Origin of the sequence: Nocardia sp. CDC153 (genome assembly GCF_035818515.1) — a bacterium.
Lineage (GTDB): Bacteria > Actinomycetota > Actinomycetes > Mycobacteriales > Mycobacteriaceae > Nocardia.
In genome coordinates this window covers 1211996-1225848 of sequence record NZ_JAYKYU010000001.1, presented here as the reverse complement: position 1 = coordinate 1225848, position 13853 = coordinate 1211996, and the positions used below count along the sequence as shown (strand labels likewise).

Here is a 13853-nt window from a genome sequence, read left to right as displayed (position 1 = left end):
TGCTGCGGTTTTGCGAGGTGGGGCGGCCGGTTCGGTTTCGGGGGCGCTCGCGGTCGCGGCGCACGGCTTCGTCTCGGGGGCCGCGCCCCTGGAGTCCGGGCCGTTGACGTTGCTGGTCGCCGCCTCGGCCGCGGTCGGCGCGGTGGTGAGCGGCGTGCGTGCGCTGCGCACGACCGCCCTCGGTCTGGTGGTGTCGTTGATCGGCGGCCAGATGCTGGGTCACTTCAGCATGATGTGGGGTTCGCCGGGGCACAGCATGCACTCCCATCACCATGCCTCCATGTGGAGTCCGGCCATGCTGGCCGCGCACATCGTGGCGGCCTGTGCGGCGGCCGTGGTGATTCTCGGCGCGGAGGCCGCCTATCGGATCGGCACCACCGTGCTGTCCTGGGCATTGCCGGTGCCCATCGCACTTCCCGTGCTCGGCGGGCCGCCGCTGTTGCCCATCGAGCACCGGGATCGAATCGTGCTGCGGGTCTTCGCGGCCGACGTCGGTCATCTGCGCGGTCCACCCGCGCTCGTTCGAGTCTGAATTCTTTTCCTTTTCACCCGGGCACGCGGACCTTTCTCGTCCGTGCCCGGGCGTTCGCTCGAACCCGAAAGACCCTTTGGTGACAATCACTGACAGCGGTGTCGATTCGACACCGCCGCCCTCCCCTGCCCGGGAGACGGAACCGCCGTCGCCCGCCGAGCAGGCTCCGAAACGCGGGCTGGGCAATGCCTTTCAGGCGCTCATGCTGCGGCTGCACTTCTACGCCGGTGTCTTCGTGGCACCGTTCATCCTGATCGCGGCCGTCACCGGTGCGCTGTACGCGATCTCGCCGACGCTGGAGAACATCACCTCCAGCGGTCTGCTGCACACCGATTCGACCGGACCGGCCAAACCGTTGAAGGAGCAGATCGCCGCGGCGCAGACCGTCGAACCGACGCTGGCTCTGGTGGCCGTGGCACCGGGTCAGCACACCGGCGACACCACGCGGGTGATCTTCAACGATCCGACGCTGGGCGAATCCGAGCGGCGGGCGGTGTTCGTCGATCCGGTCACCGCGCAGCCCGTGGGCGACAGCGTCGTCTACGGCAGCTCGGGTGCGCTGCCCCTGCGCACCTGGATCGACAAGCTGCACAAGGATCTGCACCTGGGCGCGTTCGGCCGCTACTACAGCGAGATCGCGGCCTCCTGGCTGTGGCTGGTGGCGCTGGCCGGACTGGTGCTCTGGTACCGGCGGGTGCGGGCGCGACGCGACAAGCGCTCGGCCGCCTGGCTGCTGCGGCCGGATAGGTCACGGCCGCGGGCGCGCACGCTGAATTGGCATGCGGTGGTGGGTGTCTGGATCCTGCCGGTGCTGCTCCTGCTGTCGGCGACCGGCATGACCTGGTCGAAGTACGCGGGCGAGAACGTGACCCAGCTGCGGCAGGCCATGAGCTGGACCACGCCCGCGGTCAGCGCCAAGCTGCCGGGCACCGACGGCCCGGCCATGTCGGCGGGCGGCGAGCACGACCACCACGGCGGCGGTGCGGCCATGGCCATGCCCTCGGCCGACAAGGCCGGACTGGTCGACACCGTCTACGGCGTCGCCCGGGCCAATGGTCTGACCGGGCCGCTGGAGATCGGCATTCCGGCCAAGGACGGCATGGCCTTCGTGGCGCAGGAGCTGCGCCGACCGGGTCAGTACACCCGCGATGCCATCGCGGTGGACGGCGCGACCGGCAATGTCACCGACAAGCTGCCGTACGCCGACTGGCCGCTCATGGCCAAACTCACCAACTGGGGCATCCAGTTCCACATGGGCCTGATGTTCGGGCTGCTCAATCAGCTACTGCTGCTTGCGGTCATGGTCGGCCTGGGCACGGTGATCGTGCGCGGCTACCTCATGTGGTGGCGTCGCCGCCCGACCAAGGAGTCCACGCTCTCGGTCGGCAAGGCCCCGCGCCGCGCGCTGGCACAGACCCCGCTGATCCTGCTCGTGCCGTTGGCAGCGGCCGGTGTGGTGATCGGCTGGTTCGCGCCCATGATCGGCATTCCGTTGCTGGCCTTCCTGGTGATCGACGTGCTGGTGGGTGTGGGAGCCCGCCTGCGCGCCGCCTAGCCATCCGAAAACCCTAGATATTCGAAAACCGCTGAGCGACACGGCCTCCGGCCGTGCCGCTGGCCGGTCACATCCTCGTGCGGCCCCTGACCCGCACTGACGAAAGACGAAACCTGATGAAGCTCAACAAGTTCGCCGTGTCCGCCGCCCTCGTGACGACCGCCCTGGGAGTCAGCGCCGGAACCGTGAACGCCGCACCCGTGTCGACCGACTCGGGTGTCGTGAACTACACCGCCACCACCGGTGAGCGGGACCTGACCATCCGCACCGATGCCGGGTCGCTGGTGGTGGACAACGGTGTGCTGAAGATCAAGGCCGCCGACGGCACCACCGTCGCGGGCACCGAATTGTCGCTGCGGGTGGACGATTTCGTCTTCCCCATCGCCGCCGACATTCACGACCGCGTCGCCGTCCTCACCCCGCAGGTCGATGCCGCGCACGCCGTGTACCAGCCGGTCGCCCTCCCCTTCGAGAACAGCGCGCCCTGGAAGTCGGACTACGACCGTGAGCAGGCCGCCTGGAACCGCATGACCAGCACCGTCTCCATGGGCGCCACCATCGGCACCCTCGCGGGCGGCCTCGGCGGCGCGGCGCTGGGCTGCCTGCTGGGCGCCGCGGGCGCGGCGGGCCTGGTCACCCTGGGTTCCGCGGGCGTGCTGGCCGCCATGTTCGTTCCGCTCCTCGGCGCGGCGGGCACCGGCTGCCTCATCGGCGCGGCCGCCGTCGGCTTCCTGGGCACCATTGCCGGACAGCTCTTCGTGACGGCCCCCGTGGCCATCGCCGCCGCCGTCCAGTACTTCACCACGATCAACCAGCCGTCCATCGCGGCCGTGAAGTAGGCGGAGCGTGCCCGGAGTCGTTCCGCCCGTGCGGCGGGACGACTCCGGGCCGCCGCGCCGGTCGACGCGGCGGTGCGGGACAGGCGATTTCGCTCAGTCGAGGCGGTGCGCACCGGCCGACGGGGCGACGGTGAAATCACGGGGTGCGTCGAAGCCCTTGGCCGCGAACGCTTCTCGCACCGCCCGGAGAACCGTGGCGGTGCGGTCGCGGTCGACCAAGGCGATGATGCTGCCGCCGAAGCCGCCGCCGGTCATGCGCGCGCCGTGGGCTCCGGACGCGAGCGACGCGGTGACGGCGAGGTCCAGCGGCGGCGCGGAGACCTCGAAATCGTCACGGAGCGATGCGTGGCTCGCGGTGAGTTCGGGGCCGATCTCGCGCGGATCCGCGCCGGTGCGCAATTGTTCGGCAATTCGCAGGACACGGGCGTTTTCGGTGATCACGTGCCGGGCGCGTCGCCGCAGCACCGGGTCGGCGAGGCGGTCGGCTTCGGCGGCGAGGGTGATGTCGCGCAGGTAGGGAACGCCCAGTGGTGCTGCGGCGGCGGCGCATTCGGCGCGGCGGTCGGCGTACGCGCCGTCCACGAGTTGATGCGGGCTGCCGGTGTCGAGCACCAGCAGGGACAATCCGAAGGCGTCGAGGTCGAAGGGGATCTGCTCGGCGCGCCCGGTGCGGGTATCGAGGAACAGCAGATGCCCGGCCGTGCACAGCATGGCCGCGGACTGGTCGAGCAGACCGGTCGGCACGCCCGCATAGACATTCTCGGCGGTCCGCGCGATATCGATGATCTCGGCGTCGGAGACGCTGGGCGCGAACAGGTCCCGCACCGCGATCGCCACCGCGCACGAGAGCGCGGCCGAGGAGGACAGGCCCGCGCCGATCGGGACCGTGGCGTCCAGATCGAGATCCACGCCGGGAATCTCGTGGCCGCGGCGCTCGAATTCGCGAATCACGCCGAGCGGATAGTGCGTCCAGGCGGGCAGCTCGGACCAGCCGCCGGTGGCGAGTACGGCGGTCGTGGTGGCGATCTCGGCGAGTTCGTCGCGCGGGGCCTGATGCGAGCGCACCCGCACCGCACCGTCCGGGCGCGCGGCCGCGGTGCAGGTCACGCCCAGTGGCAGGGCCAGCGGCAGCACGAAACCGTCGTTGTAATCGGTGTGCTCGCCAATGAGATTGACCCGCCCGGGGGCCCACCAGCGTCCCGCGCTCGATGCCATGTCGGCTCCTGTCCGCAGAGTCGTGCAGGCCGTCCGGTTCGATTCGCAGGGAGCATAGCGAGTCTCGCGGAAAGCGGTCCTACGGGTTCGCCGAACTCCGCTCCGGAGCGGGCGTTTTCATGTCATGATCGGTTCGGTTGCCCAAATCGTGGCAGCGCCTTTCTCGACCGGGCACTCTGCCACCGCTATGCGGGGACCTATGCTCGTACCGCAACACACACGGTTGATGATCGGCGGTGTCTTTTCGAGTACTGCTCGGACAAGGGGGGCTGGTGGGAACAGACGCACAACCGGCCGAACGGTCTGTCTCGAAGCGGGCCCCCTTGCGCCACCGAATCTGCTGGCGCACCGTGCTGTTCACCGGTGGCGTGCTCATTCTCGGTCTCCCCCTGCTGAGCCAATCCCGTGCGGTGACCCTCGGCACCCTGTTCGCCTCGGTGGCCATCAGCCTCACCATGATCGGCAGCGGCGTCCGCAAGTACCGGCCGCGCCATCCGCTGCCCTGGTATCTCCTCTCGGCCGCCGCCGTGCAATTCGCCATCGGCACCGCCCTGCGCCACGTCTCCGCATCCCAGCGACACCCCTTCGACGATCTGTTCACCCTGTTCGGATACTGCTGTGTCGGCGTCGCCGCCGTGCTGTGGCTGCGCCCGCGCCAGAACAGCACCGACCACGATCTGCTGCTGGACTCCGGGCTCATCGGCCTGGGCGCGCTGCTGCTGTCGTGGACCTTCCTCATCTCACCGGTGCTGCGCATGGCGCACGGCATCCACTTCGGCACCATCACCAGCATGGCCGATCCGGTGGTGGACGCCCTGCTGCTCACGGTGATCGTGCATTCGGTCATCACCTCGGCCCGCGCGGAAACCTCACTGCGGCTCGTGCACCTGGGCATGCTGGTCATTCTGGGTGGGGACCTGGGATACCACCTGGAAGCCGTCGGCTCGGCCGTGATCGGCCGCCAGATCCAGCTGCTGCCACTGCAACTGGGCTTCACGCTGATCGGCGCGGCCGCGCTGCACCCGAGCATGGTGGTGCTGGGCGGGCCGCGCGACATCCACCCGCACCGCTCCCGCCAGCGGGCCAGCATCATCGCCATCGTCATGATCGTGGCCTCGCTGGTGCCGGTGGTGGGCTCCACCCTCGACACCCTGGACCGGGTGGTGGTGTCCTCGCTGTTCGCGCTCCTACTCGGCGGCGTGCTGCTACGCAGCGAACGCGCCATCGAACGCAGCGCCCGCAGCGAACGGCGCGCGCAATATCAGGCGGACCACGACATGCTGACCGGCCTCCTGAATCGCGCCGCCCTGCTGCGGGCGCTGCATCGTAATCGGGACCGTTGGGCCGGACAGCCTTTGGCACTGCTGTTCATCGATCTCGACGGCTTCAAGCGCGTCAACGACAACTACGGGCATGCCGTCGGCGACGAGTTGATCGCCAATGCCGCGGCCCGCATCCGCCGCGTCATTCGCCGCGACGACGCGGCCGCCCGCTACGGCGGAGACGAATTCGTGGTGCTGGCCCCCCTCGCCCAGCAGCAGGCCCGCCAACTGGCCGAGCGACTCCTGGCCACCCTCGGCGAACCCTTCGAGCTGAGCGCGGCCGAGGTGCGCATCGCCGCCAGCATCGGCGTCGCCTGCACCCGGCCCCGGGAAACCGAGACCACCGTGTACGAGCTACTGCGCGAGGCGGATTCGGCCATGTATCACGCCAAGGAATACTCCCTGGGCTACATCTTCCACGACGATCTGCGCCGCAACCGCCCGGAATCGGGACCGCTCACCTGGCAACGGGAATCGGCGGTCTGAGCGCACGACCCGGCCGCCCAACCCCGGAAAGGGGTTGGGCGCTAAGCGTTCTCGGGACGGACCCGCGACTCAGGCCAGGTCCTCGAGTAGCCGACGGGCCGATTCGAGTTCGGCCTGCAGCTGCTCCACCTTGGCCTGCTGGGCCAGCCGGACGGCCTCGTGAATGGAGTCGACGACCTCGGCGAATTCGGGGTGCAGGATCTTGGCGGCCTGGGCGACAGCGGAACTCGCGACCGGCAGGCCCTTGATGGTGCGCTTCTTGCCGTTCACCACATCGAGGGTCCACTCGCCGTCGGCGGTGCCGCTCAGGGTGACCGTCACCTCGGCGGCCTTCGGCTTCTTCGCGGCCGCGGCGTTCGAGGCATTGCGGGCCGGGCGCGAGCCGGGCTTGCTGGGCTTGGCGTCGGCCGCCGAGTCCGCGGCGGGCTGCTGCGGCGCTTCGACTTTCGCCTCCGGCGCGGGCGGGGTGCTCGGGGCGCTCGGCACGCTCGGCGCGGTCGGGGACGTCACGGGCGACGACATCGTCACGGTGGATTCCTTCCTGGTTGCCGGTTTCGGGTTAGTTCCAGTCGGTTTCGCGGCCGATGACGCACTGGCCGTTTTGGTCGGGTTCTGGCGGGCCGGTTTGTTCAGGGTCACCTCGGTGGGACCGAAGGACAGCACATCCTTCGAGCCCGTGGGCTTCACCTGCAGGAAATCCCCCTCGGACGGATCACCGAGGGACATCACCTTTCCGGACCGACCTTCCGGTACGCCAACCGCCGCCGCGGTGAACCACACCATCGGTGGCCGACCCGCGTCGATGGCCGCGGCGATCTGCCGAATCTCGGTATCCGACAAGGGCTGTGGCTTGGTACGGGTCGACATGAGGGCACTCCGGGCGGACGGACGGACATCTGCGTGCCAAGAGCATGCACCATGGCACCGACAAATCCACATCCGGAGAATCCGTGAGACCACTGCCCCGCAGGTCAGTGAACGTTTGGCTATTCCGTGAGGTGCGGCCCAGCGAACACGACCGGCGCAGGAATCCTAAGCGTGCGCCCCTGTCCCCACGCAAGTTTCGCTCAGAGCTGTTCCACCCCGCGCAGCACACACCGCACGGTCTGTGGACGGGTCACCGGATCCAGCCGCGTCTCGGTGGTGAAGTCCTGGGTCGCGCCGGGAGCCACCAGCACCTCGGTGCGCGTGCGCTCGAGATCGCGCTCGTTGTCCGCGGACTCCGGCGTCATGAAACTGATGACCACCAGATAGGTGTGCTCGACCACATCGCGATTGCTCACCACCGCCGTCGCCTGCCAGCCCGCGGAGGTCCCCGCGCACCCGGTGACGAAGGCGCTGCGCTGCATCTCCTGGGTATCGCCCAGCACGGCACCGGACTGCTTGGCATGGACGGGATCGGCCGGGTTCGCATGCCCGCAGCCGGTCAGCAGCGCCACGCAACCCGTGACGACACCGACGATTCCTCGGCCGGGGGAGGTGATCATGAATCTCCGTTTCCACCGCGCACTTCCGCCCCCGCAATACTGTTGCGGCTGAATAGCCGCGCGCCGAGACTACCCCAGCCCATCCGCGTGTCGTCACACGGAGAGATTGGCGTGTCGCGTACCGAAACCGCTCGTAACGTCGGCCTTCGCGCCCGACAGGTCGCTTGCCTACGATCGAGTTCGTGAAGGTCTTGGGAGCGTGCCCGCTCGACTGCCCGGACGGCTGCTCCTGGGTCGTCGATGTCGAGGACGGCAAAGCGGTCGGTCTGCGCGGCAACAAGGAGCATCCGGTCACCCGCGGCGCGCTGTGCGTGAAAGTGAACCGGTACCTCGAGCAGGTGCACTCCCCCGAGCGCATCACCCATCCCCTGCGCCGCGTCGGCCCCAAGGGCGCGGGCCGCTTCGAGCGGATCACCTGGGACGAGGCCCTCGACGAGATCGCCACCCGACTGACCGGCATCGTCGACGAATTCGGCGGCGAGGCGATCTGGCCGTTCCACGGCACCGGCAGCCTCGGCTACCTGCAAGGCCTGGAAGGCTTTTCCGGGCGGCGCTTCTTCAATGCCCTCGGCGCGTCCCTGCACGATCCGACCATTTGCTCGATCGCGGGCAGCACCGGGCTGAAGTACACCCTGGGCACCGCGGGCGGCATGGATCCGGAGGATCTCGCGCAGTCGAAGCTGATCCTGTTGTGGGGTACCAATCCGCTCAGCTCGGGTCATCACGTGTGGAAGTTCATCCAGGACAGCGGCGCGTACACGGTGGCCATCGATCCGGTGCGCACCCGCACCGCCGAGCGCTGTGACGAGCACCTGGCTCCGCTGCCGGGCACCGATGCGGCGCTGGCGCTGGGACTCATGCACGTCATCGTGTCACTGGGCGCGCACGACAGCGAGTTCTTGGCCGCGCATACCGAGGGTTGGCCCGAATTCCGTTCGCGTGTCGAGGAGTACACGCCCGAGCGCACCGCCGAGATCACGGGTCTGCCGGTGGAACGCATTGTGGCGCTGGGCGAACGCATCGCCGGTACCCGACCGACCGCCATTCGGGTGTCGCAGGGCATCCAACGGCACGCGGGCGGCGGCATGGCGCTGCGCACCCTGGCCTGTCTGCCCGGGGTGACCGGCGACTGGGCGATTCCCGGTGGCGGGCTGCACTATTCGACCAGCGGCCACTTCCAGCTCGACGTTCCCGCGGTGGCGCGCTTCGACCTGCTGCCGCATCCGGTCCGCACCCTGTCCATGACGCGGCTGGGCGAGGCGCTGCTGGAGACCGACGATCCGCCGGTGAAGGCATTGTTCGTGATCGCCGCCAATCCGGTCGGTTCCAATCCGGATCAGCGCCGGGTGATCGAGGGGCTCTCGCGCGAGGACCTGTTCACCGTTGTCCTGGAACACTTTCCGACCGATACCGCCGACTACGCCGATATCGTCCTCCCGGCCACCATGCAGCCCGAGCACCTGGATGTCATTGCCGCGTACGGCAATCTCTACCTGGTCTGGAACGAACCGGCCGTGGCCCCGCCGGGCGAATGCCTGCCCACGACCGAGACCTTCCGCCGCCTGGCGCGGCGCATGGGATTGACCGAACCGGCGCTGTACGACTCCGACGAGGAGTTGGCGAATCAGCTGCTGAAGCAGTACGACATCGATCGGCTGCGCGCCGAGGGCTTCCTGAAGGTCGAGCCCGGCCCGGTGCCCAAGGACAAGCTGCGCTTCGTCTCCGACCGCGCCGCCAGGGCCGGTCACGATCCGCTGGCCGGATACACCCCGCCCGCCGATCCGGGCGACGGTCTGGTGCTCATCTCGGCCGCCTCGCACTACTTCCTCAACACCACCTTCGGCTCGAATCCCGAATTGCGCAGGCGCGCGGGCGAACCGCGCGTGACCATCCATCCGGACGACGCGGCCGCGCGCGGCATTGCCGACGGGGATGCGGTCACGGTGGCCAATGACCGCGGTTCGTTCGAGGCGCTCGCCGAGGTCTCCGACATGGTCCGGCCGGGTGTGGCCGCGACCCAGAAGGGCCGCTGGGCCAAGCACACCGGCGGCTCGACGGTGAACGCCACCGTCGCCGAACGGGATTCGGACTTCGGCGGCGGCGCGGTCTTCCACGACAACCGGGTGCGGATCACCCCGCGGACCCGGTAGGGCTCAGGCGCCGAGCGTTTCGAGGACCTTGCGGGCCTGGTAGTCCGCGCCGAGCTGGTTGGGGTGGAACGGCACGGCCGGGCCGACCGGGTTGCCGGAGAACGGCAGCAGGCCCTCGACCCAGCGGGTGCCGACGGGCTGGCAGGCGTCGTGGCCCGCGCTGCCGTCGTAGGTGTCGACGAACTCGACGCCGGTGCTGTCGGCCACCCGGGCAAGCATGTCGTGCAGCTCGACCAGCTTCTGCCCCAACCAGATCGCATCCGGATCGGAGATGGGGATCTCCGGCCAGCAGCCGCCGGTCAGGCCGATGCCCTCGAAGTAGTCCAGCAGCAGGATGTGCGCGTGCGGGGAGCGTTCGCGAATGCCCGCGATGGTGGCCGCCACCCGCGGTTCGGCATTGGCGATCTGCCGCGACATCTGGTCGACGCCGTCCACGACCAGCTTGTTCAGGCACGGACTGACGGCCGGGTCGAGGGTGATGCAGTCACTGACGGTGGCCGCTAGACCCGCGTCGTTGCCGCCGATTTCGAGGGTGACCAGGTCGGTGTTCTCGGTCAGCCGGTCGAACTGGGGCGGGTTGCCGCTCTGCGGCTGGGTCATGTTCGCGGTGACCGCGCCGCCGCAGGTGGCGTCGCGGAAGACCGGCACGTGCAGCGCCGCGGCGACCTGCTTGGCGTAGTTGTGGGCGCTCTGCACGCAGATCGCGGGGGTGAACGCGGTGGTGAGCTGGGTGACGGTGGCGTCGGCGGCCCACGAATCACCCAGGGCCACATATTCGTTGACGGCCGCCGGGCCGGCGTCCGGGGACACCGGTTCGGCCTGGGCGGCCGCGGCGGGGAGGACGGCGGCCAAGGCGGCGGTCAGCAGTGCGCGCGAGGTTCTCATCATTGTTCTTCCCTGGATCAGCCCAATACCGAATGCTGGACTGTTTTCAGTGCGAGAACCTAACAGCTGCACGACCATCCCGCCCGGCGAACTGGAACATTCTCAATCCACTACGACTCCACCCGCTCCAGGGACTCCACGCGCTCGTAGCCGAGCAGCACATCGTGCGCCACCTCGCCGTCGGCGACCGTCACCCGGCTGAACACGGCCGGATAGCCGCGGGCCATGACGGTGTAGCGGCCCTCGGTCAGATCGGGGACGACATAGCGGCCGCTGTCGTCGGTGCGGGTGACGGCCACCAGATCACCGGCCTCGTCGAGCACGGTGATCTGGGCGTCGGGCACGGTGTCGCCGCGCTCGTTGCAGGCCGAACCGGCCAGGACCGCGCGCGGGGCCAATTCGATGTCGTGGCGCAGCATTCCGCTGTCGGGGACGGTCAGCGACACCGCCGTCGGGCGCATGTGATCGGCCACCGCGACCAGGGTGTAGGTGCCCGCGAGCACGCCGCGGCAGACGAAATCGCCGTCGGGGGTGGTGACGGTCGAGCCGACCACGTCGCCGTAGGCGTCGGTGAGGGTGACCGTCGCATTGCCCAGGGGCGCACCGCGTCCCACCGCCCGCACCGTGCCCGACACCTCACCGGAACCGAGCAGGGACACGTCGAGCTGCTGGGGGCGACCGCCGACGGCGATGGTCACCGCGGCGGGCTGGTAGCCGAAGGCCGAGACGATGAGGACGTAACTGCCCGCGCGTGGGACGCCGATGAGGTAGCCGCCGTCGGGTTCGCCGATGGCCCGCGACACCTGGCGTCCGTGTTGGTCGATGAGGGTCAGGACGGCGTCGGGCACGGACTGGCCGTCCTCGCGGTGAACGCACCCGGATATCGACAGGCCGGTCGGTTCGATGAAGTGGAATTCCGGCTCGGGTTCGGGCTCGGGTTCGGCGGCCTCCTCGACGACCGGGGCGGGAGCCGGAACATCCTGCAGCGGAATCTCTTTCATGAACACCAGCACCAGTGCCGCCGCCACCGCGACCGCGGCGGCCACGAAGAAGACACCGCTCATGGCGTGCGTGAATCCGGTCAGGATCGGCGTGCGCAGCTGATCGGGCAGCGCCGCGATGCCGCTGGTATTGCTCTGGATTCGACCCAGCTGCGCCTCGTCGAACCCGGGCGGCAGCTGCCCGCCGAACGCGGCGAGGATCTTGCGCGGCAACAGGTTGAACAGGATGGTCAGGAAGATCGCGACGCCCAGCGTGCCGCCCATCTGGCGGAAGAACGTGGCCGAGGCCGTGGACACGCCCATGTCCGCGCGCGGCCCGGCGTTCTGCGCGGCGATGATCAGCGTCTGCATGCACCCGCCGAGCCCGAATCCGATGACGCCGCAGTACAACAGCGGCTGCCACAGCGGGCTGTCGTAGTGCACCAGCCCGAACAGCACCGAACCCAGGCCGATCACCAGCGATCCGAGCACCGGTAGCGCCTTGTAGCGTCCGGTGAATTTGGTGATGAGCCCGGACAATTGCGCGCCGATCATGATGCCCACCACCAGTGGCAGCATGAAAAGTCCGGAGCGCGTGGGCGAATACCCGCGCACCACCTGGAAGTACAACGGCACCAGCACGATCGCGCCGAACATGGCCACACCGACAATGAATCCGCCGAGGATGGCGATGCTGAAGGTGAGATTCCGGAACAGCCGCAAGGGAATCAGCGCGGCGTCCTTCATGAGGAATTCGACGATCAGGAATGCCACCAGTCCGGCCGCGGCGATGCCGTAGCAGAGCAGCGCGCGGTGGGACTGCCATCCCCATTCGCGGCCCTGCTGGGCGACGATGAGCAGCGGGACCGTTCCCGCCGCAAGGGTTATCGCGCCCAGCCAGTCGGTGCGGTGTGCGTGCCGCGCGAACGGCACGTCGAGCACCTTGCCGACGACCAGCAGCGCCAGCACCCCGATGGGCACGTTCACCAGGAACACCCAGCGCCAGCCCGACAGCCCCAGAATGTGGTCGGCATTGGAGAAGAAGCCGCCCAGCACCGGTCCCAGCACCGTGGCGATGCCGAAGCACATCATGAAATAGCCCTGGTAGCGGACTCTTTCCCGGGGCGGCACGATATCGCCGATGATGGTGAACGCCAGCGACATGAGCCCGCCCGCGCCCGCGCCCTGTACCGCGCGGAAGCCCGCGAGCTGGTACATGGAGGTCGCGAAGGTGCAGGCCACCGAGCCGAGCACGAAGACCCCGATGGCGATGAGATAGCAGGGTTTTCGGCCGTAGATGTCGGCCAGCTTGCCGTACAGCGGGGTGCTGATGGTGGCGGTGATGAGGTAGGCGGTGGTGGCCCACGCCTGTTTGTCGAAGCCGTGCAGGCTGTTGGCGATGCGGACGATCGCCACGCTCACGATGTTCTGGTCCAGCGCGGCCAGGAAGACGCCCAACAACAGACCGGACAGGATGGTCATGATCTGTCGGTGCGTCAGGGTCGCTGCGGCCGTGGTTCTTTCGGCCGGGGCGACCCGGACCGGTGCTGCCACCTTCGTCTGGGCAGCAGCCGGTGACGGAATAGAGCTGTTGGTCATGTTTGGGGCCCTTGTCGGAATTCGGCTGTCCGTGCGTGCGGTGCTACTCGAAAAGACCTCGCCATGAAGCAATTCGGGCAGCTTACTCCCGTATGTCGGAACCCCGTACAGCAGGTGGTGGTTACGCCTCCGTTTGTGCGTAGAGCGGAATGCCGGTGTGGAAGAAGCGAATGAGTCGACCGATGCGCACGCAATGGTCGGCCCCGCGTTCGAAGTGGTGGGCCAGCAGCGCGATATCGATGGCCATGGCCGAGCCGTGCTCCCAGCCGTCGTCGGCGGCCAATTCCACCAGCAGCACGCGCAGTCGCTCGACATTCTCGTCGCGCGGCACCAGGGGGCGGTCACGCGGCGGGTTCTGCGCCACAATGACTCTCACGGCGGTGTCGACCAGATGCGTGACGGCACTGGAGATTTCCCCCAGCAGCGCCAATACGTGCGGCGGGGCCGCGGGATTCGGGTAGCGGCGCACCACCACGTCGGCGACCCGGCTCAGCGCACGGCTCACGGCCAGCAGGTCGTCGGCGATCTGCATGGCGGTGACCACGTGGCGCAGGTCGCGGGCCACCGGGGCCTCCAGGGCCAGCAGGATGACCGAACGGTCCTCACACTTGGCGTGCTCGATCTCCACCTTCTCCTCGAGCGCGAATACCTCGTAGGCGGCCGTGAGGTCGCTACCGGCGAGCGCGGCCGCGGCCCGCTCGCAAGCCTCATGCGTCAGTCTCGCCATATGCGCGAGCTCATCGGTCAGCGCCATCAGTTCGCTGGAGAATTTCGTGCGCACTCGCATATCTTGGCCGCCCACC

The 13853-nt window shown here is 68.7% G+C and carries 11 protein-coding genes; 5 read left to right on the top strand and 6 right to left on the bottom strand.

Features of this window, described 5'->3' with window-relative positions; genetic code table 11:
* Nucleotides 1-10: 10 nt before the first annotated feature.
* The 3 genes from VMT65_RS05510 (at nt 11) to VMT65_RS05500 (ending at nt 2926) form a co-directional block, all read left to right on the top strand.
* Entirely contained in the window at nt 11-532 is a 522-nt protein-coding gene (locus VMT65_RS05510; RefSeq protein ID WP_326306807.1) for a hypothetical protein, read from the top strand.
* A 79-nt stretch (nt 533-611) separates the two neighbouring features.
* Complete coding sequence (locus tag VMT65_RS05505; RefSeq protein WP_442790176.1) at nt 612-2087, top strand: PepSY-associated TM helix domain-containing protein; 1476 nt, start codon at nt 612-614, stop codon at nt 2085-2087.
* Between the two features lie 116 nt (nt 2088-2203).
* Complete coding sequence (locus tag VMT65_RS05500; protein WP_326306806.1) at nt 2204-2926, top strand: hypothetical protein; 723 nt, start codon at nt 2204-2206, stop codon at nt 2924-2926.
* 93 nt (nt 2927-3019) lie between these two features.
* Here VMT65_RS05500 and galK read toward each other — a convergent pair whose 3' ends face one another.
* On the bottom strand, nt 3020-4141 hold the full coding sequence (gene galK, locus VMT65_RS05495) for a galactokinase (RefSeq protein WP_326306805.1): 1122 nt from the start codon (nt 4139-4141) through the stop codon (nt 3020-3022).
* Between the two features lie 272 nt (nt 4142-4413).
* Between galK and VMT65_RS05490 the strand changes: the two genes are divergently transcribed.
* Complete coding sequence (locus VMT65_RS05490) at nt 4414-5949, top strand: GGDEF domain-containing protein (protein ID WP_326306804.1); 1536 nt, start codon at nt 4414-4416, stop codon at nt 5947-5949.
* 69 nt (nt 5950-6018) lie between these two features.
* Here VMT65_RS05490 and VMT65_RS05485 read toward each other — a convergent pair whose 3' ends face one another.
* Entirely contained in the window at nt 6019-6816 is a 798-nt protein-coding gene (locus VMT65_RS05485) for a DUF6319 family protein (protein ID WP_326306803.1), read from the bottom strand.
* A 200-nt stretch (nt 6817-7016) separates the two neighbouring features.
* Nucleotides 7017-7436 carry a hypothetical protein gene (locus VMT65_RS05480; RefSeq protein WP_326306802.1) on the bottom strand — a complete coding sequence of 140 codons (420 nt, stop codon included), beginning with the start codon at nt 7434-7436 and terminating at the stop codon, nt 7017-7019.
* Nucleotides 7437-7618: 182 nt separating this feature from the next.
* Here VMT65_RS05480 and VMT65_RS05475 point away from each other — a divergent pair, with 182 nt between their 5' ends.
* Nucleotides 7619-9586: a molybdopterin-containing oxidoreductase family protein gene (locus VMT65_RS05475; protein ID WP_326306801.1), complete on the top strand. Its 1968-nt coding sequence runs from the start codon at nt 7619-7621 to the stop codon at nt 9584-9586.
* A 3-nt stretch (nt 9587-9589) separates the two neighbouring features.
* Here the strand turns inward: VMT65_RS05475 and VMT65_RS05470 are convergent, their stop codons facing one another.
* From VMT65_RS05470 to VMT65_RS05460, 3 genes are all read right to left on the bottom strand, one after another.
* A complete protein-coding gene (locus VMT65_RS05470; protein WP_326306800.1) occupies nt 9590-10471 on the bottom strand; it encodes an SGNH/GDSL hydrolase family protein in 882 nt (293 codons plus the stop codon).
* A gap of 110 nt (nt 10472-10581) precedes the next feature.
* Nucleotides 10582-13050, bottom strand: a complete 2469-nt coding sequence (locus VMT65_RS05465; protein ID WP_442790175.1) for an MFS transporter — start codon at nt 13048-13050, stop codon at nt 10582-10584.
* 121 nt (nt 13051-13171) lie between these two features.
* The gene (locus VMT65_RS05460; protein WP_326306798.1) at nt 13172-13831 is read right to left on the bottom strand and encodes a phosphate signaling complex PhoU family protein; all 660 of its coding nucleotides are present in this window, start codon (nt 13829-13831) and stop codon (nt 13172-13174) included.
* Between the last annotated feature and the right edge of the window lie 22 nt (nt 13832-13853).